Origin of the sequence: Paenibacillus sp. FSL R7-0331, from assembly GCF_000758645.1 — a bacterium.
Lineage (GTDB): Bacteria > Bacillota > Bacilli > Paenibacillales > Paenibacillaceae > Paenibacillus_AQ > Paenibacillus_AQ camerounensis.
Genome location: NZ_CP009284.1, coordinates 2,704,629 through 2,730,839, shown reverse-complemented (window position 1 = coordinate 2,730,839; position 26,211 = coordinate 2,704,629). Strand labels below are relative to the sequence as shown.

Annotated in this window: 22 protein-coding genes and 3 pseudogenes; 9 read left to right on the top strand and 16 right to left on the bottom strand. The window is 47.8% G+C overall.

Going from position 1 to position 26,211, the window contains the following annotated elements:
- Positions 1-147: 147 nt before the first annotated feature.
- Together R70331_RS11180 and R70331_RS11175 are read right to left on the bottom strand one after the other, a co-directional pair.
- Positions 148-1,014 (bottom strand): SDR family oxidoreductase, encoded by an 867-nt coding sequence (locus R70331_RS11180; protein WP_042175409.1) that lies wholly within the window; start codon positions 1,012-1,014, stop codon positions 148-150.
- Positions 1,015-1,068: 54 nt separating this feature from the next.
- Positions 1,069-1,830: an SDR family oxidoreductase gene (locus R70331_RS11175; protein WP_042175406.1), complete on the bottom strand. Its 762-nt coding sequence runs from the start codon at positions 1,828-1,830 to the stop codon at positions 1,069-1,071.
- A 142-nt stretch (positions 1,831-1,972) separates the two neighbouring features.
- Between R70331_RS11175 and R70331_RS11170 the strand changes: the two genes are divergently transcribed.
- Positions 1,973-2,536, top strand: coding sequence for a TetR/AcrR family transcriptional regulator (locus tag R70331_RS11170; protein ID WP_042175404.1), 564 nt, complete (start codon positions 1,973-1,975; stop codon positions 2,534-2,536).
- A 247-nt stretch (positions 2,537-2,783) separates the two neighbouring features.
- Here R70331_RS11170 and R70331_RS11165 read toward each other — a convergent pair whose 3' ends face one another.
- The 6 genes and pseudogenes from R70331_RS11165 to R70331_RS11145 all read right to left on the bottom strand — a co-directional run bounded on the left by R70331_RS11165 (position 2,784) and on the right by R70331_RS11145 (position 9,292).
- Positions 2,784-3,962, bottom strand: a complete 1,179-nt coding sequence (locus R70331_RS11165; RefSeq protein ID WP_052419019.1) for an MFS transporter — start codon at positions 3,960-3,962, stop codon at positions 2,784-2,786.
- Positions 3,963-4,268: 306 nt separating this feature from the next.
- A complete protein-coding gene (locus R70331_RS11160; RefSeq protein WP_042175399.1) occupies positions 4,269-5,693 on the bottom strand; it encodes a 6-phospho-beta-glucosidase in 1,425 nt (474 codons plus the stop codon).
- Between the two features lie 28 nt (positions 5,694-5,721).
- A complete protein-coding gene (locus tag R70331_RS11155) occupies positions 5,722-7,590 on the bottom strand; it encodes a beta-glucoside-specific PTS transporter subunit IIABC (RefSeq protein ID WP_042175396.1) in 1,869 nt (622 codons plus the stop codon).
- Positions 7,591-7,758: 168 nt separating this feature from the next.
- Positions 7,759-8,640: a LysR family transcriptional regulator gene (locus tag R70331_RS11150; protein WP_042175395.1), complete on the bottom strand. Its 882-nt coding sequence runs from the start codon at positions 8,638-8,640 to the stop codon at positions 7,759-7,761.
- A 169-nt stretch (positions 8,641-8,809) separates the two neighbouring features.
- Positions 8,810-9,034, bottom strand: a pseudogene (locus R70331_RS32485) (aldo/keto reductase); the annotation flags it as partial.
- A 72-nt stretch (positions 9,035-9,106) separates the two neighbouring features.
- Positions 9,107-9,292, bottom strand: a complete 186-nt coding sequence (locus R70331_RS11145; protein WP_042175393.1) for a DUF3737 family protein — start codon at positions 9,290-9,292, stop codon at positions 9,107-9,109.
- Positions 9,293-9,458: 166 nt separating this feature from the next.
- Between R70331_RS11145 and R70331_RS11140 the strand changes: the two genes are divergently transcribed.
- Together R70331_RS11140 and R70331_RS11135 are read left to right on the top strand one after the other, a co-directional pair.
- Positions 9,459-9,779: a carboxymuconolactone decarboxylase family protein gene (locus R70331_RS11140; protein ID WP_042175390.1), complete on the top strand. Its 321-nt coding sequence runs from the start codon at positions 9,459-9,461 to the stop codon at positions 9,777-9,779.
- 20 nt (positions 9,780-9,799) lie between these two features.
- A pseudogene (locus R70331_RS11135) lies at positions 9,800-10,194 on the top strand (cupin domain-containing protein).
- Positions 10,195-10,381: 187 nt separating this feature from the next.
- Here the strand turns inward: R70331_RS11135 and R70331_RS11130 are convergent.
- From R70331_RS11130 to R70331_RS31050, 4 genes and pseudogenes are all read right to left on the bottom strand, one after another.
- Positions 10,382-10,780 (bottom strand): annotated as a pseudogene (locus R70331_RS11130) (SDR family oxidoreductase); the annotation flags it as partial.
- A gap of 115 nt (positions 10,781-10,895) precedes the next feature.
- Entirely contained in the window at positions 10,896-11,477 is a 582-nt protein-coding gene (locus R70331_RS11125) for an LOG family protein (protein ID WP_042175388.1), read from the bottom strand.
- 18 nt (positions 11,478-11,495) lie between these two features.
- A complete protein-coding gene (locus tag R70331_RS11120) occupies positions 11,496-11,816 on the bottom strand; it encodes a MazG nucleotide pyrophosphohydrolase domain-containing protein (RefSeq protein WP_042175386.1) in 321 nt (106 codons plus the stop codon).
- A gap of 112 nt (positions 11,817-11,928) precedes the next feature.
- Positions 11,929-15,702 carry an LAGLIDADG family homing endonuclease gene (locus R70331_RS31050; RefSeq protein ID WP_081947578.1) on the bottom strand — a complete coding sequence of 1,258 codons (3,774 nt, stop codon included), beginning with the start codon at positions 15,700-15,702 and terminating at the stop codon, positions 11,929-11,931.
- A 332-nt stretch (positions 15,703-16,034) separates the two neighbouring features.
- Here R70331_RS31050 and R70331_RS11105 point away from each other — a divergent pair, with 332 nt between their 5' ends.
- The 3 genes from R70331_RS11105 (at position 16,035) to R70331_RS30465 (ending at position 20,057) form a co-directional block, all read left to right on the top strand.
- Positions 16,035-17,780 (top strand): DEAD/DEAH box helicase, encoded by a 1,746-nt coding sequence (locus R70331_RS11105; RefSeq protein ID WP_042175385.1) that lies wholly within the window; start codon positions 16,035-16,037, stop codon positions 17,778-17,780.
- The gene (locus tag R70331_RS11100; RefSeq protein WP_042175383.1) at positions 17,777-18,814 is read left to right on the top strand and encodes a YqhG family protein; all 1,038 of its coding nucleotides are present in this window, start codon (positions 17,777-17,779) and stop codon (positions 18,812-18,814) included. Before R70331_RS11105 ends, R70331_RS11100 begins: the two co-directional genes overlap by 4 nt.
- Before the next feature lie 154 nt (positions 18,815-18,968).
- Complete coding sequence (locus tag R70331_RS30465; RefSeq protein WP_052419018.1) at positions 18,969-20,057, top strand: hypothetical protein; 1,089 nt, start codon at positions 18,969-18,971, stop codon at positions 20,055-20,057.
- Positions 20,058-20,188: 131 nt separating this feature from the next.
- Here the strand turns inward: R70331_RS30465 and R70331_RS11090 are convergent, their stop codons facing one another.
- Positions 20,189-20,377 (bottom strand): YqzE family protein, encoded by a 189-nt coding sequence (locus R70331_RS11090; protein WP_042175380.1) that lies wholly within the window; start codon positions 20,375-20,377, stop codon positions 20,189-20,191.
- A 196-nt stretch (positions 20,378-20,573) separates the two neighbouring features.
- On the opposite strand from R70331_RS11090, the gene R70331_RS11085 reads away from it, so the two are divergent.
- Entirely contained in the window at positions 20,574-21,353 is a 780-nt protein-coding gene (locus R70331_RS11085; RefSeq protein ID WP_081947577.1) for an N-acetylmuramoyl-L-alanine amidase, read from the top strand.
- On the opposite strand, the gene R70331_RS11080 is transcribed toward R70331_RS11085, so the two are convergent.
- From R70331_RS11080 to R70331_RS11070, 3 genes are all read right to left on the bottom strand, one after another.
- Positions 21,340-22,221 (bottom strand): divergent polysaccharide deacetylase family protein, encoded by an 882-nt coding sequence (locus R70331_RS11080; RefSeq protein ID WP_042175376.1) that lies wholly within the window; start codon positions 22,219-22,221, stop codon positions 21,340-21,342. The two genes, R70331_RS11085 and R70331_RS11080, sit on opposite strands and share 14 nt — an antisense overlap.
- A gap of 96 nt (positions 22,222-22,317) precedes the next feature.
- Positions 22,318-23,412: a glycerol dehydrogenase gene (locus R70331_RS11075; protein WP_042175374.1), complete on the bottom strand. Its 1,095-nt coding sequence runs from the start codon at positions 23,410-23,412 to the stop codon at positions 22,318-22,320.
- A 41-nt stretch (positions 23,413-23,453) separates the two neighbouring features.
- Positions 23,454-23,903 (bottom strand): MerR family transcriptional regulator, encoded by a 450-nt coding sequence (locus R70331_RS11070; protein ID WP_231576447.1) that lies wholly within the window; start codon positions 23,901-23,903, stop codon positions 23,454-23,456.
- 231 nt (positions 23,904-24,134) lie between these two features.
- Between R70331_RS11070 and R70331_RS11065 the strand changes: the two genes are divergently transcribed.
- Complete coding sequence (locus R70331_RS11065) at positions 24,135-25,091, top strand: MBL fold metallo-hydrolase (protein ID WP_042175373.1); 957 nt, start codon at positions 24,135-24,137, stop codon at positions 25,089-25,091.
- Between the two features lie 215 nt (positions 25,092-25,306).
- Complete coding sequence (locus tag R70331_RS11060; RefSeq protein WP_042175370.1) at positions 25,307-26,164, top strand: SDR family NAD(P)-dependent oxidoreductase; 858 nt, start codon at positions 25,307-25,309, stop codon at positions 26,162-26,164.
- The last annotated feature ends 47 nt before the right edge of the window (positions 26,165-26,211 follow it).

The window sequence follows — 26,211 nt, the reverse complement described above, 5'->3', positions numbered from 1 at the left end:
AGAAACTTTGCTGTATAGCTCAAATCATTTGTCTGATTAGTCCAAAATAATAAGAGATAAGAGCCTCGCTAAAGGAACTCCCATCTCTTAATTTAAAGCTCTGGCTCCATTGGAGAAACTAATGCCTTAGAACTTCTTCTTCCAGTATCAGTTTTTGCTTTTCAATGTTCTAATAATGAAATTCGAAAAATCATTTGGCTTCCGGCCTAAAATCCATGTTAGAACATTTGGATTACCGACAAAGCCATGTTCATTATAATGCTGGAACATCTTTAATAGCGTATTCACTTGATAATCTCCAGCTCCATGCTTTTTTAATTGTACAGAGAAGATTTCGTCCTGAGGTGTTTCAACTTTGATCTCATGGCCTGAATGCTGTACTATACCTGCAACCATATCAGACAATGTTAAATTTTGTGGTCCACACAGCTCATATGTAGCCCCCTTATGGCCTGGACTCGTGAGGATGATAGCGGCAGCTTCAGCTACATCCTCTAAATCCACCATACACATCTGAGTGTCTTGAGTAGTAAAATACTTTTGTCGAAGGATTCCTTTTTCACTGAGCAGATCCCAAGATTCCAGTACATTTTGCATTAATACCGCTGGCTGAATAATTGTATATGGAATTCCCGAATTCACCAATAGCTCCTCAACTTTGAGTTTTTTCTGATGATGCGGCATATCTTGAAGTACGGAATGCAATACCGAATGGTATACGAAATGTTCAATATTAGCCAAGCGGGCAGCTTGTATTACCATTTGTCCGATTTCAATTTCATGCGGATTTACGGCAGAACAAATGTGGTATACAGCACTTACTCCCGAAAATGCTTTCCCAACAGCTTTTTGATCTAAGAGATCTCCGGCAGCTACTTCCACTTTACCTAAGGACTCAATTTCCTGAGTTTGTTCAGGTCTATGAACAAAAGCCCTTACCTCTTCTCCTTTAGATAATAAAGCTTCAATTATTGCTCGACCAGTCTTCCCATTTGCTCCAGTTACAAGAATCATTATTTTATCTCACCTTCAAAAATAAGAGTATGAAAAACTCGATATGTGAGCTCTTTATTCAATGGCAGTTTTTGTTGCGTTGTAAACCTGTGCTGTAAATTTATCAATTTCATCTCGTGACATGCGTAGCCGATTGACTGAATCTCCGTATGCAATTTCCGTCTTACCTTCTTTTAATCCCTTGAAGATGCCCTCCACAAAGGCATCAGCCGGTTCTCCTTGCGTATGCAAGCCTGTTCCGCCTAAGTCTGTGTTTACAACTGGTGGAGCTACTTCAATCACTTCTATAGATGTAGCTGAAAGTTGATGTCTAAGGCTCATTGTAAACGAATGTAAAGCTGATTTAGTGGCTGAATATATTGGAGCAATCGCGAGCGGCGCAAATGCCAACCCTGATGTCACGTTAATAATGGCTGCCTCCCCGGCTGGTGCAAAAAATTGGGCAAATAGCAGGGAAAGATGGATAGGTGCTTCTACATTTGCTGTTATTTCTTTACTAAATTGATCCCAACCATCCTTCGCATCCGCTTTTAACACATTAAACCGTAGTTGAATTCCTGCATTGTTGACTAATACATTTACTTTTGGATAATTTGTGGTCACCCATTCAAACAGTGCTATGCGATCCGATTCTACCGTCAAATCACATACTCGGGTAATGATATCAGGAAATTTCTCTTTAGCTTTTAGAAGTACGTCATCGCGACGACCGCAAACTATAACCTGATTTCCTTCATTTATAAAATGTTCCGCAAAAGCCAGCCCAATACCGGAGCCTCCGCCTGTTATTAGTATTGTGTTCCCAGAAAGTTTCATCTTTATAGCCTTCTTCCATTTAAATTACCGAAAACAAACCATCCGGTTAGTTATATTCTAGAATAAACTAACCAGTTTGTCAAAAAACCTAAACGTATGATACATTTATGAATGAAATTCAATTACTAAGGAGGGCTTCCTTTTGGGAAACGCTGAAGCAACAAGAGAGCGGATTTTAGAAGCAGCTATGGAGGAGTTCTCGACCTATGGCATCGCAGGAGCACGCGTCGCTCGTATTGCTAAAAACGCTGAATGTAATAAAAATATGATTTATATTTACTTTGACAATAAAGAGACACTCTTTACAACCGTTCTACAAAATAACTTGAAACGTGTCTATGAAGAAATCCCCTTCACTCCTGATGATCTTCCCGGTTACTCGGTAAAGGTCTTTGATTATGCTATAGCGAATCCTGAATTATTTCGATTAATGACTTGGTACGGATTGGAAAAAAGTACTATTGATCTAGCTGAGGATAAAGTAGAAAAACAGAGCAAAATACACGAGGTTATGAAAGCACAAAGCTCAGGACTGATTGGGTCTACTTTTAGTCCTGGTTTCCTTCTGACTACAATCATGGTTTTAGCGACTGCTTGGGCACAAGAAAATCCATTTGGTCCATCGTTTGACCCGGATGCTATTAAAGCGCCAAAAGAAACTAAAGATTCCATTTTCAAAGCAATAAGTCTTATGACTAAAGCGTAACAAATTTTTTGCGCTTGTATTTCTGATTCCAATGCAAGCGCAAAATGAATGAAAAAAATATAGTCTTCTTAAGAGGAAATCTCCGGGACAACGCCAGTACAGAACATGATCCATTCCTGTTGTATCTGAAATTGATACTGCCGGAGATGTCTCGAAATCCATATCTGCCACCCATAGCGCAAGCTCATTCGAATGAATATTTCATTTATAAGAGTTCGTGCCCAAACGGTTGGTCATTTTATCAAAATCAAACATTGAAAGGTTCGCCTGCTTTCTCTTTTATGTTTTTTACATAAGCTACACCAAAACCAGTAATGGCAATCAATAAGAGGATCATTGCATTAGTGGAAACCAATGATTGTATACTATCGACATGAAATAGTTGTCTAATTAATGTCCCTTCATAAGGTGAAAGTGTGGCTCCTAAGTTATAAGCGACCAATACGATAGTGGTGCCCAATTTTGCCATTTTCGCAATTTGCTGCGTAAATGTATGCAGCAAATAAGGCATGATACACCGAAATGAAAAACCGATAACCATCGAACAAAATGTAGTCAGAATAATACTTTGTGAGATCGTCGTCACAAACATGGCTACTCCTAGTAAAAGGATGGCCAAAGGAACAATATAGTGTCTAAGATATTTATATAATTTTCCAAAAGAGAAGCCGGCAATAAAGGCCCCTAAACCTATAAAGGCAATCATGTTGCTGCCGTTCGTCGCATTCCCAATGTTTTTCTCCATAATCAAAGGCGTAATCTGGATATTATAGTTGATAAAGATAGTTACAATTACAAACAATAAAATCCCAAAGCCAATCATCACCCGTAAGGACCTATTATTACTTGGATAGTCTGAGGTCGTTGTTAGTTGTTCCGCACCGCCCTTTCTAAGCCCCCTTTTATCAGCCGGAACAAAGAAAAGAAAGGCTGCAAATATGGGAAGCGCCAGTGCATAAACATAAAATGATGTATACCAGTTGATTTTTAATAATTGGCCCACGAATAGCGTCAGACAGATACCTCCCAATCCCTCAAAAGCACTCTCGAGTCCAATGACAGATGCCTGTTTAGAGGGACTATTATGGTATATATCGCTGATCATCTGAATGATTAACCTGTTAAATAAACCAATACCCAAACCAAACAAACAGCGGGAAGCGAATAATAATGAAAAAATGTCGTGCTTAAGTGCCGGAAAGATCCCTGCAATGAATACTAATCCTAATCCTGTTAAAATGGTTCTCTTCTTTCCAATCCGCAGTTCCAGAAGGTTCGCGATTAGAACACCAAGAATGACAAACAATGAAGGTATTGTAGTCAGGAACCCTACCTGTGTCAGCGAAGTAGCAGGAAAATCCTGCGCGATCGCCGGAATATTAGCGGCGATTATCGGTCCTGAAGAAATTAATAACGCTACTGACAATAAGGAGCACGTCTTCAGTTTATCCTTAGGTATAATATGAATTCCACTCCTTTAGCAACCAAGTTTCGATTTAGTCATGCTTTGCTTCTGTTACGAGTGTGCCTTTGAGCTCAAATTCTCGTTCAAGCAATTTTCCGTCGTAGTTCTTAATTTTAACGGCCAATTTACTCTCAATATCAAATTGTGGTTCTAATTTATCATTTAAAGTTAACTTTAAGTCAAGGAGAGCTGATCCATTTATTTATAAAGTAATAACGCACCGAGTCTATGACTCAATGCGTTATTACTTCTTTACCAACTAGCAGATCACAATTCTTTACCATTGCTGTTAATTACTTTTTTGTACCACTCAAAAGATTTTTTCTTACTACGCTCCAATGTGCCATTTCCAGCGTCATCTTTATCCACATAAATGAAGCCGTATCTTTTGCTCATTTCTCCTGAACTGGAGCTTACCAGATCTATGCAGCCCCAGGTTGTATAGCCCAGCAAGTCAACCCCATCCTCTTCGACAGCTGTAATGAACGCTTTGATATGTTCACGCAAATACCCGATTCTGTAATCATCTGCGATGTATCCAGTCTCATCTGGTATATCCAGCGCCCCCAATCCATTTTCCACAATGAATAACGGCTTCTGATAGCGGTCATATAATGCATTTAATGTAATTCTTAGACCCAGTGGATCAATCTGCCATCCCCATTCACTTGTTATTAAATGAGGATTGCGCAGTGTCGGAAACAAATTTGCGGCGGTTTGTGTATTTACTTCCGGGTCAGCACTGGTTAAGCGCGAGCCATAGTAACTGAAGGAGATAAAGTCGACGGTATTATTTCTTAAGCATTCCTCATCTCCGTCTTCCATTACCAAGTGAATATCCATTCGTTCAAGCATTTTCTCGGCATAGCTTGGATACTCTCCACGAGACTGTACATCAACAAAGAAGTAGTGCTCCCGATCTCTAGTCATTGCTTTCCATACGTCATCTGGTGCACAGGTATACGGATATGTGCTTGCACCCGCTAACATACAGCCAATCTTAAATCCGGGATTGATTTTGCGCGCAATTTCAGTTGCTTTTGCACTTGCGACTAATTGATGATGTGCTGCCTGATATTTTACAGCCTCTTCATTTTCACCCTCTTCAAATACTAGGCCAGAGCTCCCAAAGGGCAAGTGCAATAGCATATTGATTTCATTAAAGGTTAACCAATACTTCACTTTATCCTTGTACCGGGTGAAAATGGTTTCACATAATCTCTCATAATATCCAACCATTTTGCGGCTTCTCCATGAGCCGATTGTTCTCACCAGATGGATAGGCACATCAAAATGGGTAATTGTTACTAAGGGCTCCATGCCATATTTCAGACATTCATTAAAAATACGCTCATAGAATTTCAATCCCTCTTCATTCGGGAGCTCGTCATCTCCATTAGGGTAGATCCGCGTCCATGCCAAGGATAAGCGGAAGCACTTAAATCCCATTTCTGCGAATAATGCAATGTCTTCTTTATAGCGATGATAGAAATCAACCGCTTCATGACTTGGATAAAAATGTTCTTCATCACATTCCAGCATGCTGACTTTCCCTTTCATAACAGGAACCCGATCCTTCCCTGCTGGAATTACATCAACCGTAGACAGCCCTTTATTACCTTCTGCGTATCCGCCTTCACATTGGTTTGCAGCAACCGCTCCACCCCAAAGAAAATCTTTTTTTAATGTCATCTAAGTACACTCCTAAGTTTTAGTGTTGTTATGCTTTTACAACCAGCAACGCATTGCTGAAATCAATATAATTATGGCTACACTCTGATACCACATCAGAATAATTATAGGTATTAGTTACAATAACAGGAGTCTGAGTAATATACCCCTCTTGTTTGATTTTCTCCAGATCAAAGGTCAGTAAGGTCTGTCCCATAGTAACTCTTTGACCTTGTACAATATGGGCTTCGAAATATTTCCCATTCAGTTTAACGGTGTTGAGACCCACATGAATGAGGATTTCTACTCCGTCATCGGATAATAAGCCCATGGCATGTTTCTTAGGAAAGAGGGTAACGACAACCCCATCGAAAGGTGCCACCACTTTCCCCTCACTTGGCTCTATGGCAATTCCTTTTCCCATGGCTTCTGAAGCAAAGGCTGCATCCTTTACATCTTGTAATGGAATGATTGCCCCTTTAATCGGGCTCATAATCACAGAGTCTTTTATAGTAATCACTTCAATATCACTAACAATCGTTTCCGGAGTGGTCGATTCCTTCTCATATTTCAGACTTAAGAAGTAGGTAATAACCGCCGTTACAACAGCTGTAATTACTAGTGCAATCAGGATATTATATAGATTCCAGATATTCTCTCCGATGTACAGTGGAATAGCTGGTATTCCTGAAGCACCTGTCGCATATCGAAAGACATTCATTAGTCCTGCATACAGTCCTCCGCTGGCAGCACCTATCATCGCAGCTATGAGAGGATATTTTTTAGGCAAGTTCACGCCATACAGGACGGGTTCCGTAATTCCCATAAAAGCTGTTATCCCACCGGAAGTTGAAATTTGCTTCAACGCCTTATCCTTTGTTCTCATCCCTACCACTAGTGCAGCAACGCCTTGAGAAATACAATTTATCATCGCTCCAGGGCCGATAATGTTCTCGTAACCCGAAGTGGTGATTTGAGCCAACGATAAAGGAACGATATTATGATGTAATCCAAACATAACCAGTATTGGCCAAAAGGTTGCGATGAGGAAAATAATCAGCCAAGAACCATGTGCCCCCAGGTAATCAAATCCCATAGCTAGATACGTTCCGAAAAACGAACCTAGAGGTCCCAATAACGTTAAGCTGAGGAGCCCGACTACCAAAATTGTAAACATCGGAACAAAAATAACCTTGACTGCGTTTGGAATGATTTTTTTGAATATCGCTTCAATGTAAGATTGTGCCCAAACGGTTAAGAGGATTGGAACGACAGAAGAGCTGTAAGCAACCAGAGTCAACGGGATTCCAAATACGCTAACGTCATTCCCGTCTGTCCGTAATTGGGTCAAGTTTGGATGGAGTAAAATACCACCCAGCACCAACGCCAAGACGGGGCTACACTTTAATTTATTAGCAGCAGAGTATGCCAATAGAAGCGGCAGGAAGTAGAAAATGGCATCCGACATGAAACTTAATACATAGTAGGTCTGGGACGCTTTTGAAACCCAACCAAATAAAACAAGTAGAGCGAGCAGTGCTTTTATCATACCCGCGCCAGCAATAGCCGGAACGATCGGACTGAATGTTCCGGAGACAAAATCAATTAATTTGCCGATGATACTTGCCTTTCTCTCTTTAGCTAATTCACGGCCTGAGATTTCTACAGTCTTCAGATGTTTGATAGCCTCTGTGTAAACGTCTTCAACATGAGTACCAATAACCACCTGAAATTGTCCGCCGCTTTCGATAACATCAAGAACGCCTTCCAATGCCTTCACTGCTGGTTGATCAGCCTTATTCGTATCATTCAGCGCAAATCTGAGTCTGGTCATGCAATGAGTTAATGTAGATACATTCTCACTGCCGCCGACTTTCTCTACTATTTCCCGAGCTAATTTCTCATACTTCTGGCTCATACAATTATGCCCCCTCTTAATAAATGCTGCATAATATGAACGAATACGGAAGCGCTTTACAAACATAAAAAGCTATTTATAAGCGATAAGTAAAGGCTTCATTCACATTACACCTTTAAAATATCACTATATAAACAGCTATAGCCAATGCCTATATTTCATTCTTTATTATGCCTGCAAGGCATGCTTGATGTACTGTAAAAACCTGGTCGCAGTCTGACTGAAAATTTTATGTTTTTTCCAGACAATCACACATCCGAATTGAAGCTCAGGATAAAAGGGCCTGAAGCATAAATGATCAGAATGCTTCATTGCAAAAGCCCCCTCAATACAAATTGCCGTGCCCATTCCCTGCTCCACGAGATTAACTACATTGGATATTAAGTTATAGGTAGCTACAAAACGTAATTGTGAATGCTCGTCGGCAAACCAGCTGGAAATTTCATTCTGTAACACCGATCGGCTGGGTATAAGCAAGGGCACTCCGGCCAGGTCCTTAGAAGTAACATAATCTTTCTGTGCCAGCGTTGACGAGGTTTTCGTAAGAATTCCCCAGCGTTCCTTTTGCGGAAGTCTGATAAAGTCATATTTTTCAATATGAATAGGCTCTAACAAAATGCCAATCTCGAGTAAGCCCTTATCTATTTTTTCCTTTATGTCATCGCCTGTCCCGCTGAAAATATGATAAGTGACCTGCGGATAGTCAACATTAAACGCCTTTAATAACTCGAAAATAACATTAGTTGATAATGATTCAACACTTCCAATGGATATAGTTCCTCCAACCAGATTGTTCTGATCTTTGAACTCTTTCTCTGTTTTATCCGCAAGGATAAGGATTTCTTCTGCTCTTTGACGCAAAAGCATCCCCGCATCGGTTAATGTTATCTTACTTTTTCCGCGTGCAAACAATTGAGTCCCTAAGTCTTTTTCCAGATCGGCCAGCTGTCTGCTTAACGTAGGCTGTGTCACATGCAGAATCGTAGCTGCATGCGTAATATTCTCTACACGGGCTACGGTCAGAAAATACCGAAGTACTCTTAATTCCATTGTTCCTCCTGGTTGACTTTATTTTAAAATTTCAATGGTTACGGTGAACTCACCCTCCATACTCCCGAAGATTTCAATTCCGGAAATCTTTTTTTTCATTTTAATTCCTCCCAGTTTCACTGATGACCAACGATCCGGTGTGGAACATACCGTTCCTCCAAGGAGCTTATTTCGTTAGGCGCGCCTGATCCGTCTCCGAGCGGTATGTTTGTTCCTGCGGATCTCTCGTCAATCTTCCTCCTGCAAGCGGACTGTAGGGAATTACACCGATTTGTTCCTCTTTGCAAAGCGGCAGCATTTCTCCCCTGAATTTCCTAACCAGCGAATGATTGTATTTTCCGTTTTCGCAAAGGCTTCTTTTCCAATGGTTGTGTTGTTGGTACTGCAGCTTAAGTTTTATTATCTTTCAAGTACATCTACCTGCCCTTCTTATTTCCCGAGTTGGAGCAATGCAATCGCTTGGTACTTATAAGGATATCAGAAATATAAATCGAGGATACTTCCATTTGAAAAAACTATTGCGGGTGGTAGTATCTTTACTTTCCTTCAGCGGTGATTCACCTTCCGCAAAAGTAGAATTTTTAATTAAAAAATTCTTGCTCTTAAATAATACGCGTTCTCCTGTTAGCTTTTGTTGATCAATAGTTTGCATTGTTACCCCCCTGTCTCAAACCAGCTTACACCGCAAAGTTAACTTGAAATCAAATATATCGAGACGAAAAGAGCGTTAATTATTTGCCCCTACTTGCGTTAAAGTCCACTTGAAGGTATACACTAGCTGATGTTGCAGCTAAATACATTAATGGAGGATGGTAATAATGGCAGAGAAACAAACTGCAGGTAGAGACAAGCTGGGAGAATTCGCACCTAAATTCGCTGAACTCAACGATGATATTTTATTTGGTGAGGTTTGGTCTAGGGAGGAAGAACTTTCTCCCCGCGATCGCAGCATGATTACAGTAGCAGCTTTAATCTCAGGAGGTAACTTTGAGCAATTAACTCCACATCTTCATAAAGCAAAAGCAAACGGAATCACACAGGAAGAAATTGCCGAGGTCATTACACACCTCTCGTTCTATGCCGGCTGGCCGAAAGCTTGGTCCGCTTTTAACATCGCTAAGGAAATTTATAAGGATTAATAATAGAGGGGATGTGCATGATGTCAAATGAACAATTGAGCAATAGTACCATTTTCCCGTTAGGTAACAAGATTAATGCTAATTTTATCGGGGATGCTTATTTGCAATTTGTATTTACTGACCCAACTCCCCTAAATGCCCCAATTGGGAATGTAACCTTTGCCCCTGATGCTCGTAATAACTGGCATTCACATAAAATCGGGCAGGTTTTATTAGCTGCGGGTGGTGAGAGTTGGTATCAGGAAGAAGGAAAAACCGCTCAGATGCTTAAAACTGGTGATGTAGTGAAAATCGCACCAAATGTGGAGCATTGCATGGAGCTACCAAAGACAGTTGGTTTGTCCATCTGGCTATTACACCGGGCGAAACAGAATGGTTAGAGCCTGTCGATGACGCTTGGTATGGTAGTTTATAAACACAATTTATTTCATTAAAAAGTCCCGATATAGGAGTTCCTAATCGGGACTTTTATTGTATCTCATTCAAAGTTAGATAACCATGCATTTAAATGCATAATAAAACATCAATGAATATTTATGCAATAAAATGAATGCATAGATGAATTATCATCTTTCATGATCCACTTTTATCATCACTTATGGTCACTTTTGCAGCTTTGGTGATCCACCGCCTGCTGTCCAGCCTGCGTCTGCCGTAATGACAGCACCGTTGACGAAGCTGGATTCATCCGATGCGAGGAATAAGGCAACCTGTGCAATTTCCTCCGGCTGTCCAAGACGGGGAATCACACCTTTAATCACCTTTGTGCGTGCTGCACCTAATTCATTCACATTGGATATTGTGTTGACGATATTGGTCATTGTGGCCCCAGGCGCTATCGCATTACAGCGGATGCCCTTTTGTGCGTACATAAAGCCAGTATTCTTCGTAATGCCAACCACTGCGTGTTTAGAAGCTGTATAGGCAACGCCGGCATGGGCACCGCTGAAGCCCCCAGTTGATACTATATTAATAATAACGCCCTTACCCTGTTCTAACCAATTAATTATGGAATTTCACACCATACATAACAGACCGGCAACATGTATGAAAAAAGCAGCCATAGTTAGGCTGCTTTACTTCATTGGAATTCATTATTTTTCGAATAAATGAAGCTCAAGTCTGTTTTTCTGTGAGGTATGATTTGACGGAAGGAGCTTTATAATTCGTGAACTGATTTAGAATTCCCTCAGAGTTAACATCATTAATGACCATTGAACGATACTTCGGCTGCATAAAATGCTCGCGTTCCATAGTATCAAACATGGCGATCAGCGGATCAAAATATTGATTGATATTCAGCAATCCGCATGGCTTCTGATGCAATCCTAACTGCCCCCACGTAAAGATCTCGAAATACTCCTCTAATGTTCCAGGTCCACCGGGAAGAGCAATAAATCCATCTGCCAATTCGGCCATCTTGGCTTTACGCTCGTGCATCGATTCCACCATTATAAGCTCTGTTAAGCCCATGTGCGCTATCTCCCGATTTTGAAGAAATTGAGGAAGCACTCCAATAACAGAACCTCCCTGTTCCAGCACAGCGTCGGCAACAATTCCCATTAGTCCGACATTAGCTCCGCCGTAAATAAGAGTAATATGGCGTTTGGCAAGTTCCTGGCCTAATTCAGCTGCGCTTTCTTTATAAATGGACTGAGCTCCTTCACTAGAACCACAAAATACAGCGATTGATTTCATAACCTATCCCCCGTTTATTTAATTTTCTGCGTAACGTGCCTGAAGCTTTTGTTTATGCGATATGAGGATATCTTCAAGTGATATATCATATGTATTTGCAATTACAATGAGATTTCCCAGAACATCTCCAAGCTCTTCGGTTAATGCAGATTTATTCTCTTGAAATGTGCCTGCAGCCTCATCCGGACGATCCCTGCCAATCTCCAAGGCACGAATTGCACGGGCTACCTCCCCGGTTTCCTCGGCAAGAAATCCAATGCGGACAAATATATCTAAGTCTGACCAGTTGCGATTCTTGTAATATTCCTTAACCCATTGTTGAAATTCAATAATATCCATGTGTCTCCTCCTAGGAAAGTAAAAAGCCCAAACCATTATAAGGTTTGAGCTTAAAATGATACTTTTAAAGTCAAATGTCATGGTCTATAAATATTTTTTATTAATTTATTTCTCACCCGCACCGGCTATAACCGCAATTCCCGCACGTCTTACATCCCTCAATATTTATAAGCGATGCACCTCCGCAGGAAGGGCAGAGATCACGCGAGGCCGCCGAGTGGCTATGCGCGCCGTGTCCGCCGTTCCCGGCATCTGCAGGAGCCGCGGCAGGCGCGCTTGATTTCAGCTCGGCGCTGAGCGCCTCATTGAAATCGAGCTCAAGGGTGGCCGCGATCGGAGCGGCCACGTGGTCATCATGTGCATTGTTCTGCACATGCGTTTCGAGTGCTTTGGCTACCGCGTCGGCGATGGACTCGACGCGGTTCGCGCCGAAGCCGATGGCGCCTGAGCCGCCGATGCCCTTGAGGTGCTTGATCAGCAGCTCAACCTTCTCTCCGTGGTCGCCGTAGCGCAGGAACAGCGAGCAGACACGGCCCAGGGCTTCGGCCATGGCGAAGACGTCCGAGCCGGCCTTGCCGACATTCAGGAAGATTTCGCCCGGAATGCCGTCCAGGTCGTTGATCGTGATATACGCCATGCCGAACGGCGTATTGATCTTATAGGTAGCGCCGCGCAGCACCTGCGGACGTTTCTTGTATTGTTTATCGACCACATCCGCCTGCGGTGCCGGGCTAGCTGCTACTGCCGGAGCTGGCGTTGCCGCCGGAGCAGGGGCCGGTTCGGCAGCAGGTTCTGCTGCGGCAGGTGTGTCCTTCTTGTCATCCTTCTTCGACGTTTCCAGTACCTGCACGTCACGGCTGCCGTCACGGTAGATCGTTACGCCTTTACAGCCAAGATCGAAGGCCATTTCATACAGCTCGGCCGTTTCTTCGACGGTGAAGTCGGACGGACAGTTCGCTGTTTTGGAGATCGAGCTGTCCACCCAGCGCTGAATCGCCGCCTGCGCACGGATATGGTCTTTGGCGGACAGGTCCATTGATGTAACGAAATACTCCGGCAGCTCCTCACCCGGATGGGCTTCCAGCCATTCCTGGGCAATCGGTACGAATTGCTCATCATAACCAAGCCGGCTCTGTCGGAAATATTTGAAGGCGAAATAAGGCTCAATCCCGGTCGAGGTCCCGACCATGGTTCCTGTGCTGCCTGTTGGAGCCTGGGTAATTACGGTAACATTGCGCATGCCGTGCTTGCGGATGGATTCACCAACTTCCGGATATACCCCAGCGATATTGCGCATAAATCCGCTCTGCAGATATTTCTCAGCATCGAATGCCTTGAATGATCCCTTCTCCCCGGCAATCTCCGCCGAAGCCAGATAGGCCTCCCTTGCCATGAAGCCGTACAGCTTGTCCAGGAATTCCAACGATTCCGGGCTGCCGTAACGGATATTCAGCTTGATCATCAGCTCGGCTAGACCCATCGTGCCCATACCTACGCGGCGCTCCAGTTTCTGATTCGCTTCATTTTCCGGGAAATGATACGGTGTCTTGTCGATAACATTATCCAGGAACCGGACAGAATAACGGGTTGTTCTCGCCAGATCTGCCCAGTCCACATCATGATTCTCCGCATCATAGAACTTGGAGAGATTAACCGCCGACAGGTTGCAGACACCCCAGCCTGGAAGTCCTTGTTCACCGCAGTTGTGAGCAACAACTCCGCCGGCAATCAGCGAGTGCGTTACAGGCTCGGTGATATCATAGACCGTTACAAGCTCCCCAGTCTCAATTCCAACGACTCTGGACATGAACTTCTCTGATTTGCGCGATGGTCTGGCGATCCGTTCCAACGCTTCTTGTTTTCGGGTAATCAGCTTAAAGCCGATTTTTTCCTTAAATTGCACAATGTTGTTGCCGCTTAGAATCAGCTCATAGAATCCGCTACCCTCGTATGTTCGTTCTTCTCCACCTAGAGTTGTGTAAGTAAAGACAGCCTGTGCTTTCTTGGGACGATTATAAATGGAGCTGTTAATCCCGAAGTTAAGCAGCAGCAACTGAACGCCCTGCAGCAGCTTCTTCGATGCAGATGTCAGCCTAACAGTCCGGTGCATCTCGTCATTCTCATACACCGTTCCGTCTGCCGAAAATAATCCCTGAAGGAAAGCTACAACTGTCGCGCGCGAAGCGGTATACAGTGCGGCTGGAACCTCTTTTTGCGCCGCTTTGACAGCCTTGACTCCAAGGACTTCAAGCTGCTCGCGGAACGATTTGCGCCACCAGTATGCCTGCTTGGTCCCGTTGTCCCGGTTAAACACTTTGGCGGTTACGCCCGTAATACTTTCACCAGCAGCAATCAGTGCCGGGATGACTTCGCTGTCCGCCTCACCAAATACCATGCCGATGTCGCCGCGACTGGAAATCCAGCCATCTCCAGTCAGCCAGCCAAGGAACCAGCCCCACTGTTCCCCGAGTGTGTCTTCAGCCGCGAAGCCGCCTTCACCTGATTGCAGATATACACGGTCTTCAGCGGTTAAGGCGTGAGCCTCTTTCCAGCCGGAGTCGGTAAACAGACGGTGTTCAGGTGTCACAGATAATTCAACCCCATTTTGCAGGGAAATCTTCAAGGTCTCTCTCGTGCCGGTAGGAAATACCGTCGCCCTTCTCATCTGCAGACCGGGAATTTCATAGCTTCGGCCGCCGACCACTTTTGCCTGCTCGACCAGTCTTAAATCGGTTCCGACAAGGAACGATTCTCCGGCTGTCTTTTTATATAATTCCTCTATTGTAAGGAGTCCATATTCTGTTGCAATGCGGGTGTCCGGGTGGAAACAAGGATTCGTACAAATTATCGGATTAAAATACCAGCTGTTCGACATCTGGTTATAGTATTCCATGAACACAACGCCAGGCTCCGCCGATTTCCAGGCCGATTCGATAATCGTATGCCAGATATCGCGGGCCTTGACGGTCCGGTAAGGGATGACCTTGCGGCCGGCCGCTTTCCATTTATCCAGATCACCGTCCCAGATTTCATCGTAATCTGAATCCGTTGTATCCGGGAAGACCAGTTCCCAGTCCAGATCCTCTTTAACTGCCTTCATAAAACCGTTGCTCACACAGACCGACAGGTTGGCGTTGGTTACCTGGCCCATAGTCTGCTTCACGGTGATGAAATCCAGCACATCCGGATGCCAGTCGTTGATCATCAGCATCAGAGCACCGCGGCGACTGCCGCCCTGCTCGATAAGTCCGGTAGTGTAGCTGAACAAGCCGCCCCAGGATACAGAGCCGCTGGACGAGCCGTTAACGCCTCTGACAATCGCCCGGCGCGGACGAAGCGAGGACAGATTGATGCCGACACCGCCGCCGCGGGCCATAATTTCGGTCATTTCGGAGAGCGTCTGCATGATGCCGCCGCGGCTGTCTTTGGGCGAAGGAACCACATAGCAGTTGAACAAAGTGAGCTCCTCGCTCGCACCTGCACCAGCGGCAATCCGGCCGCCCGGTACGAGCTTCCAGTCATCGAGAATCGAACGGAACTTGTCCGTCCACTCCTTCTGCAGCTCAGGCGTCTTCTCGACAGAGGCCATGGCTGCAGCCAGCCGGTCCCACATTTCCTCCGGTGTTTTTTCTATATTAAGTGTCAGCTTCTCCACATCGGATTGCACCAGCTCACCGCTGCGGGTTCTAACCTTCACAATCCGGCCGCTGCGCTCGACAATTTCACCGACCTCCTTGGTCGGAAATTTCGGGTCATCCTTGGTCAGCACCAGTACAACATCGCCCACCTTGGCATTGTTTGTGTCCGCATCCTTCCAGGCATAACGGTCCAAAAATATTTTCTCGCTCAGTCCTTCGAGGCGCTGCTTGGGTCCCTCTGTACTCAATAGAAAAACCTCCCGGTATGTGATATGTAAAACAGGAATTACAGTTACACTATGCCCTGGCTTGTCAATAAAAAACAACCGCCAAATGCATTCAGCAAACCAACATTTCACGCTTTTGTAACAATATATTGTATGAACATGCTTCATCACTATACCACATATTGTAGCAGAGTTCCTTTTTGAAAATAGAAGCGATTCCGCAAAAAAAACAGTTTTGGGTCGCTTTTTTCGGCGATTTCGCGGTTTTTTAGTCTCTGTTATGAATTCTCTTTAATACGAGCATACTACTTCTACGCATTCCGATATAATACCGCGCCGGAGGAGGCTGCAACATGACGCAATTATCCCGCAATTCCTTACCGCAGGTGGAAGGCCAGGCTGCCCCGCTGCTGCCGGTCCCTCTAACCTTTGAGCGAAACTGGCTGCATGATCTGGAATCGAGGCTGGAAAAAGGCGGCCCCTGGGGAGACTGGAAATTATCCCGGCTTGCTGTGCAGGGTGAACAAAGCGGACTGGTCACAAGCTTTGACGAGCTGCAGTGCATCAAGCATCTGTCCGGCCTGTCTCCGCTCCCTCATCAGCTTGATACCGCCCATAAAGTGCTGTTTGAAATGTCCGGCCGCGCGATTCTCGCCGATGAGGTCGGTCTCGGGAAGACAATTGAGGCCGGGCTTATCCTAAAAGAGTATCTGGTCCGCGGGCTGGTGGGCAAGGTACTCATTCTGGTCCCTGCTTCCCTTGTGCTGCAATGGGTCCGGGAGCTGAATGCCAAGTTCGGAATTACCGCCATCGCCCAGAAAAAAGCCTACTCCTGGGGCAATGACATCGTCGTCGCATCCCTTGATACGGCCAAACGAGACCCGCATAAGGAGCTGCTGTTAAGTTCCGAATATGACATGCTGATTATTGACGAGGCCCACAAGCTGAAGAACAAGAAATCGACCAATTACCAGTTCGTACAGCAGCTCCGCAAAAAATACTGCCTGCTGCTCACCGCAACGCCTGTCCAGAATGATCTCGGTGAGCTGTTCAATCTGATCACGCTGCTGAAGCCGGGACAGCTCGGGAATCAGGGTGATTTTGCAGCCAACTTCGTCGTTGATAAGCGGCAGCCGAAGAACGAGGTTCAGCTGCGCGGCGAGCTCTCCAAGGTGATGATCCGCAACCGCCGCGGCGAAGGACCTGTAAACTTCACGAAACGTAAAGTGCGGAATATCCCGCTCATCCTCTCACCGGAGGAAAAAGCGCTGTATGACGGGGTGACTGCTTTTGTAAAGGACACTTATCAGGAATCCGGCGGCAATCTCAGCAGTATGCTCTCCTTAGTGACGCTTCAGCGCGAGGTTTGCAGCAGCCGCGATGCGGTCTTCATCACACTCGTTAATCTGATCAAAAAGCTGCCTGCCGATTCGCCCAAACGTGACCGGATGATGGAGCTTCTGCAGAGCATCCGTACAGTCAAGACGAACACCAAGGCGGAGAAGACGATGGAGCTGATCCGGGATATGAACGAGAAGGTCATTGTGTTCACGGAATACCGGGCCACGCAAGAGTATCTGCTGCAATACTTCCGTGATCACGGGCTGCAGTGTGTACCTTATTCCGGCGGGATGAACCGCGGTAAAAAGGACTGGATGATGGATCTCTTCCGCGGGCGTGCCCAAGTGATGATTGCCACTGAAGCAGGCGGCGAGGGCATTAACCTGCAGTTCTGCCACCATATGATCAATTTCGATCTGCCCTGGAACCCGATGCGGGTAGAGCAGCGGATTGGCCGGGTGCACCGGCTGGGCCAGCAGAATGACGTCGTTATATATAACCTGTCTACCCAGGGAACCATTGAAGAGCATATTCTCCACCTGCTGCACGAAAAAATCAACATGTTCGAGATGGTCATCGGGGGGCTGGATGTAATCCTGGAACGCTTTGAACAGAAGGAATCACTGGAAAAAAGCCTTTATAAAATCATGCTGGAAGCCCGCAGCGACGAGGAGCTTCGCAGCAGCCTGGATCATATCGGCGAATCGCTGAGCGGGCTCTCCCAGGAAGCCCGGAAGGAAAGCGGGGCTACGCCATGACGCTGACGGCACAGGAAGTCCGCAAGCATGTAATGGAATATCTGGAGGCCACAGAATGTACCGTTATCGAAGTTTCACCGCTGCATGTAACCGTTAAGCTCTCACCCCGGGCTGACCGTATGCTGACCGACAGGCCTTATTATTGGGGATTTGTAGAACGTACAGGCGCAGCGCCGGAGACGCTTTCATTCACCTTCGTATTCGATCCGGAGCAATATGATCATGCCGCTGCCCAGGCAGCAGCGCCTGCCCGGACGCGCGGCGCCGTGAATCAGCCGCAGGTCAGCTTAAACATAGAGGCTGCTGCCGAGCCAGCCGCCGCCGGAACGGCCCCGGGCGGTGCCCCGGCTGGAGTGTCGGCCGATCCGCAGGACAGCATACTCGCCCGTTATTTCGGGGTTGTTCCGGCACTGCCGCGTCTGGGTCCTGGCATGATCCGCCGCGAGGATGTCATCTACGGCAGCAAACGGCTCAACCAGATCTGGGCTGCGGCACGGGACGAAGGCAAATGCCTCCAATTGTTCGAGGACCCCGGCAGCAGGCAGCGGATGACCTTATTCTCAGCAGCTTATGAGCCATGGCTGGGCGTCTGTTACAAGGTTGAGATGACCTGCGACCTGAAGCGGGAGGAGCTGCATTTTCTCGGTATCTCCCTGACCACCGGGAAGATCGCTACAGATTTCGGCTCCAGACTGGACCGGCTGGAGCTGACTCCGCGGCTGCCGGAGAATATTCATATTCAGCCCTATGATTTAAGTGTATCCGGCGGTGCAGACAGGCTGGAGAGCTATCTGACCGGACAGCTTGCCGGGCTGGATTACAGCTGGGCTGAGCAGGCGCGGGAACGGCTGCAGCTGGAGCTAAGCATCGTCGATCTCTATTATGCCGAGCTGCTGAAGGAGCAGGACGAGGAGAAGAAGCAGGCAATCGAAGAGCAATATAATGCCCGGCGGACTGAGACGTCTTGGCAGTACGAGCCGCAAGTTGAAGTTTCCGCTGTCACATATGGTCTGTTTCATCTGCGCAGCTCATAGAATACGACCAGGTCTGCTAAAAGCAGGCAAAAAAACAAGCCGCTTTCCAAGCACCTGCGCGACAGCAAGCAACAGCCTTTTCAGGGCTTGTCCTCTACAATAGCTGTAGAGGACAAGCCCGTATGATTATGGACCAAGAAAGGTGAATGATGAGATGAAATCATTGGCAAGACCGCCTGCAGCGGTTAAGCGGCACACCCGTTTTTTCCCCCTGCTGTGTCTCGGATTGGCCCTATTGCCTATTACGACAGCTTTTGCGGGAGCAGGTGAGGCTACCGCTCAAGGCAGCCGTAATACGGTGTCACAGGCCGTCACTCAGGTGCTTCAGCCGGACCTTACCCTGAAACCGCAGACTTCGCCAAAGTCCCTTCAGCAGTTTACTGCGGATAACATCAGCAAATTATCTGTGTCTGCTCCTTTTACAGCCTGGAAGAATGCCAAGACCGAATATTACCCGCTCGGCCCGGGCACTCACAGCTGGCTTGTAAATGTGCTCAGCGGCGATCAGCGTATTGGCTACATGGTCATTTCCGCGACGGAAGACGGCGGCTACTCCCTTAGTGAATACGGGGCGGGCACAACAGGCCTTCCTTACAGCTTGACCGAACTGCGCCAGTATGCGGTGCAGGAGGCTCTTATCCCTTCATCCTACTCCGGTAACGCCGAATTAACAGCCCTTTATGCGCCAATGCTGCCGGTATGGAAGCTGACGCTGGACAAGCAGACCTACTATATTAATGCTGTAACCCTTGAGCTTCTGCCGTGGAATCCGGCCAAGGCAGACGCAGCAATGAAAGCAGCATTCCCGGCGGCTGGTGCCGTAACCAGTAAGGACAACAGCTGGACTCCGCTGTCAGCAAGCTTCAGCGGAGGAACCGATGACCCGTATAAAGATATAAGCTGGCTGGCCAGCTCCAGGCTGAAGGCTGTGGATAGCGGCAATGTTGCCGTGTTGCTCGGCAACGGCCGTGCCCTCGCTTACCAGTCTCCTGGTGCCAATGACACGACCGGGGCTCCGTTTATGATAACCGGCTACCAGAGCTGGCGGAACTCCGCTGGAGAGAATAGCAAGAACAGCCGCACAATTATCTATGCTGCCTCCGGCCCGAAGGGACTGCGGTATCTCCCCTTTACCCTGCTGCAGCAGACAGGAACACTGCATAAGCTGCCGGATGCGAAGGGCAAGGACATGGCTTATGGAACAAAGGCTGACAGTGACCCGTTGGTTGCGCTCTTGCGATAGTTAAATGAAGTCCGTTACAATTTTGAAACGCCGTATTCAGCACGAACAACCTTCCCGTTATAGTGCCGCCATGCGGCTGGGAAGGTTGTTTGCATTGTGTATAAACCTGCAGTATATCCGGTATCCGCCGCTCACCGGCGCTCCTCCCGGGTCCATTTGCTCCGCCAGATCGAGAGCGCGAGCGGCAGCATGCCGAACCATTTTTGCGCCCATGGCTGCTTCTCGGCTTTACGCCGCTCCCTGCTCGCCTTCGGGTCCTCCATATAGACTACAACCTTCTCGGTAATGTACTTTACCAGATCATCTCCGCTGGAAGCCATCCTTCATACCTCCTCTGTTTGTTCTACAATCAGCTGTCCTTCTTCATCCGGCCGCTGCCGGATCTCTATGGATCTAGTGTGCTCCAAAGCTTATCTCCCTAAACCGGCAGCGACCCGTATAGACTTGCCTTTTCCAGCACAATCTAACAAAGAATCCGCCGGAAGAACACGAATAACGTGCAAGGAGGTCATGCACATGAGACATTCAAGTTTGAGCACTGCCGCTTTTAACAAAAGAACCGTAAGACGCACATGGCGCAGATGGTCGATTCTGCTCGCTTCAGCAGGACTTCTGGCGCTACTGGCCGGACCCGCTGATGCTGCTCGCTCTGGTGTTGCCCCTGCCGCATCACCGCCTGCCGCACAGCACGAACGCCGGCAGGTGCTGGGCCACGACCAGCGGATTATCCTGATTGATGCCGGACACGGGGGAATCGACGGGGGAACCTCTCATGGTGACATTCTGGAGAAGGATATCACCCTGGCGATTTCCCGCCGCTTGTTTCTGCTGCTGCGCAGCGACGGCTTCGATGCCATCCTCAACCGTACCGGGGATTATGCCCCTAGCGATGAGAACCGCTGGCTGCGCAGCTCCTCCCGTCATATGCGCGATCTGGCCCAGCGCAAGGAGCTGGCAGAGACGCTTCCGGCAAATGTGGTGGTCAGCGTCCACATCAACTGGGCTCCTTCACCGGTTAAGCACGGGCCGCTGGTGCTGTACCGCCAGGAAGGGCGCAGCTTTCTGCTGGCGAGATCCATACAGGATCAGCTGAACAAGCTGTATGGCATGCAGGCTGACCCGAGACCGGGCAAGCCCTTTTATCTGCTCAACAAAATAACCGCCACAACAGTAATCGTTGAGGCGGGCTTTATAAGCAGTCCGGCAGACCGCAGCCGGCTCTGTACACCGCATGGCCAGGAAGAGCTTGCGGAGGCCATAGCCGGCGGCATCGCTGCTTATCTTATGGAAGTTTGAGCTGTGCCTTCCATTTCCATTCTTGCTTGACCAGCTCCGAAATGCCGACGAAATCCACATGATCCTTCAGTTCTGCAATGCCGCTGCGGATGCCCGCGGCGGTCTCTTTACCCTGAATGCCGACATGCCCGATCGTTACACAGAAATCCTGGTCCAAAGCGCGCTCCTGCACAAGCCGCATCTGCTTCAGCACATGGCTGGCCGAGTGAACATCATCAAGGAAGATGTGATTCTCCACAGGCGGCAGCCCAAGCTCCCGGGCCAGCTTACCGGCAACAGAGCGGTAATTCGTATGGCTGTCTACAAAAAACAGGCCGCGTTCCTTACAGACTGCCAGCACAATGCCCATAACCCGTTCATCTCCGGTTACCTTTGAGCCCATGTGATTATTAATTCCGATTGCATACGGGACATTATCCAAGGCTGCTTCCACCCGCTGGCGAACCTCCGCATCACTCATGCTGGTCAGTACAGCACCGGGTCCCAGCCACTCCGGCTTGCCCTTGCGCGGCTCCATCGGCAAATGCACGAGCACATCATATCCCCGTTCATGAGCCCGCTTCGCATCCTGCTCCGTGGTGGACAGGAACGGCATGACCGCTGCTGTGATTTTGACCGGCAGCTCGAACATCTCGTCCGTGCCGCGCATCCCGTTGCCGAAATCATCAACTATAATGGCTACCCGGCTGCGGACGGTCTCCGCCGGCTGTTCTTCAGCTCCCGTAGTCCTGTTCCCCTCTGCCCGGAGTTCAGTTGCTGTCCCCGCCGCAGACGCAGCTCCCGGAATCAGCGTGGTTATGAGAACGGCTACGGCGGCATATGAAAGCAGCTTGCGGCATTTGTAACGGACTCTGTATCGTTTGTTCATCAGGAACGCCCCCTTCGTCTTCTGCAACTAATGCTCTCATTGTTTGGAATCCGAAGGTTTAATATGTACAGGCGGGATGCGCAATAATTAACAGTCTTACTCCGCTTGCCGTCCCCGGAGGTCGGCAGCCAGTATCGCTGCGTATACATCCTGGGGAGTAACATGGAACGGCATATTCTTCATCGGTCCCTCTTCGGTACAGCTGGCTGAAGCGGCAGCCGTCAGCTTCTCCGCACTAACATTAGCAAGGCCCAGCTGCTCCAGTGTTACCGGCAATCCGGCTTCACGGCAGAAGCCGGCAACAGCGGCAATCTCCTCCTCCGGGGCCTGCTCAAGCATCAGCTGGGCGAGAGTGGCGAAAGCAACCTTTTCCCCGTGCAGCACGTGGCGGCATTCCTCAAGTATAGTCAGGCCGTTATGAATGGCATGGGCTGCGGCAAGGCCGCCGCTCTCAAAGCCGATGCCGCTCAGATAAATGTTCGCTTCAACAATATGGGCGACCCGCTCAGAAGCCTGTCCCTTACGGACATCCTCCAAGGCTGCTGCCCCGTCAGCGAGAAGAGTATCGTAGCAGGCCCGAGCAAGTGCCAGAGCAGCAATGGAACCGGCTCCACCGGCTTCGGTGACAGCGCCCGATTTGCGGCAGGCCCGCGCTTCAAAATACGTAGACAAAGCATCACCCATCCCTGCCGCCAGCAGCCTGGCCGGTGCTTTGGCAATCAGAGTCGTATCAGCGATCACTGTATCCGGACTGCGCCGCAGTGACAGATACCGGTCAAACCGGCCGTCTTCGAAATACAGAACGGCAACCGCACTGCACGGCGCATCCGTAGAAGCCACTGTCGGGACCAGCATTGCCGGCAGATTGGCGTAATGGCTGACCGCCTTCGCAGTATCCAGTGTTTTACCGCCGCCGATGCCCAGAATGACCCCTACCCTGTCAAGATCGAGCTCCGAGACAATCTGCTCTACTTGTCCGAAGCTGCACTCCCCTTGAAATTCCCGCAACTGAAGCGGCAGACCTGCTGCTGCAAAGCTGTCCCTTACCGCCTCACCATACACAGACAGAATGTACGGGTCGATAACGGCATAAGCCTCTCCAGCTTCCATTTCTGCACAATAGGCTCCCAGCCTGCCTAACTCTCCCTCCCCCTGAATGTATTTTGACGGTGCAAAAGTAATCTGTCTCATATTCATTCCCTCCCTTTACCGGCTATTGTGTCTGCTTACACTTATTTCCGGGCAGGCATCCGTTTGGTATCTCCGGTAAGGGTGCAAGCCTCATTCCGGGTTCCGATGCCGCTCTGGATCACCTTATTGTCAATGAAATCCACAATCTGCTGCAGTGATGCAATCTGATCCAGGATATTCTGCTTATGGGTCTGGATCTTGTCATGTAATTCCGGGTACGCAATCAAGGCTGAATCCGGAGTCAGGCTCAGATAAGGGCGCATGTCATCCAGCGGCATCCCTGTTTTTTTGAGGCAGGCAATCAGCTTCATCCGCTCCACATCCGCGCTGCTGTATATCCGGTGAGTATTTCCCTTGCGCCGGGCCCGGGGCAGGAGTCCGATCTTCTCATAGTACCGGATGGTGTCCTCTGTAATGCCGGTGAGCTCCGCTGTCTTTTTAATGGAATAGCCTTCTTGCTCCCCCTCAGCCGCTTCATTCAAATCTATCAATTCCCTCACCTCCGGATTTCTTGCAAGCACCTTATTGTATAATTTGGAGTCAGCTCCAAGTCAAGCCCATCTTACGCTGTTATGTGAGCGGGGTGCTCAACTGCAAACGCCTAGTTAACCAATTATGCGTGGAATATAAAATCTATCTTGCGCCTGCTTCCCGAAAAAAACATTGTCTGCCTCATGGATATGGCCTATAATCTATTCCCATATTGGAAGGGAGAGGTGAGTATGAAAAATAGGATAGAAACATTTAGAGGTTCCGAGCACTTTCGGCTGAATCACGTCGCTGATAGTGTAATTGCAGCGATTGCGGTTCCGGGTACCGGTTCTTTGGGAAATGCAGCAATCATTGATCTAGGGGATACAACTCTTGTCGTGGATACTTTCTCGACAATACAGGCTGCAGAAGATTTGAAAGCAGCCGCAGAGTACCTTACGGGAAACCCCGTATCCTATGTAATCAACACCCATTGGCACAGTGACCATACCTCTGGCAATCAAGTGTTTATACCTGCTGCACAGATTATTTCAACATCAACAACACGTGAGATTATGAATACTTTTGCCAGAGACAGGTTAGCCCAATACCGGGAAAACACGGAGCAGATGATTCAGGCTATCGAAAAATTTGAAGAGCAAATTCAACAAGAGACAGATGAGAAGCTAAAAAAGGAAATGGAATGGGAAAATGCTAGTGACCGTGAGTTTATGAAGATGCTCCCCGATCTGGTACATTCGCTGCCGACGATAACTTTTGATCATCAGATGACCATACATGGCAGTAATCGTAGTATTGTGATCCTTACATTTGGCGGAGGGCATACGCAAAGTGATGCGATCGTGTACATTCCTGAAGACAAAATTCTCATAATAGGAGATCTGGTTCTCTCAAAGCATCACCCGGTTTTGGCCTATGCAAATCCTCAGGAATGGCTGAATATTCTGGAGCAGGTCGAACTGCTGGATATAGTAACGATCGTACCGGGACATGGCGAAGTATGCTCTTTGCAAGAGCTTCACGAAGTGAAAGGATATCTAAACTATATAATGGAAATTGTGGCAGAAGCCATTCAAAACAAGAAAAGCATTGATGAGATTGTTGTACCGGAAGTGTATCATAACTGGTACTTTACTACATACTTTAAGACGAATTTGAGTAAGGTTTATGACATAATCACTAAGTAACCCGCCCGGCCGGAAGAGTAAGTACTACTCAAATTTAATTGGTTATACGCAAGGAGCCTTATGGCTCCTTTTTGAATTGTCCGCGCTGAGTCTAAAACCGTTAAAACACCTGTTGACTTGGAGCCGGCTCCAGGTTATAGAATGAGCCCACTGACAGATGAACGCTCACAAAAAGCCTCTGCCGGAACCTACACTCAATCTAAGGAGAGATTTTAATGAATGTACAACATAAAGGAACTGCGCTAATTACAGGAGCCAATAACGGAATAGGCCTTGAGCTGACCCGCAGACTGCTTAATGAAGGCTGGCAGGTTGCTGCGCTGATCCGCTCTGCTTTCCCGGCAGATGATCTTTTGATAAAGGAAGCCGTCAAAAGCAGCCGGCTGCGTATTTACACAGCAGATCTGGCCGACTTCAGCAGTCTGCGCGGGGCTCTGGATCGCATCAAAGCCGGGGAACCCAAGCTTGAGCTGCTGTTCAACAACGCCGGAGGCAGCTTTCCTGAGCTGCTGTATTCCCCTCAAGGTCGTGAGCTGCACTATGAGCTGCAGACTGTGGTTCCCTACATCATAACCAAGGAGGTGAAGAACCTGCTGCTTAAAGGAACCCTCAGAACCGTTATCAACACCTCTTCCAATGCCATTCTCAGTGTAAAATCGTTCGATCCCGCCCTGTTAGAGCAGCCCCGTACGTTCCGAAAGCTGTTCGGCCCTTACGCTGTTTCCAAACTGGCACTCTCCCTATGGACACAGGAAATTGCTCCGGCACTGGCTGCTGAAGGTATCATGATCCGCAGTGCTGATCCGGGAGGCAACAATACGCTCCGCAAGGACAAGGATTCGGGTCTGCCCTTCTATATTAAGCCGCTGATGAAAATGTTTTTCCGCCATCCTAGCTATGGCGCAGGTCTGCTGTATAATGCAGCATTGGGCAGCCACAAGGATAAGCCGGGTATCTTTCTGATGAAAGACAGGGTATCCAGCCTGAAATTCACCAGACATGCACCTTCCGTTCTGAAAAAAGTTGAGGACATCTATTTGCAGGAATTCACCGAAGTCACCGTCATCAGCTGATTCCAAAAAAGGCGGTGCCGCAAGCAGCCTCCATCCGGAGAGCAGCT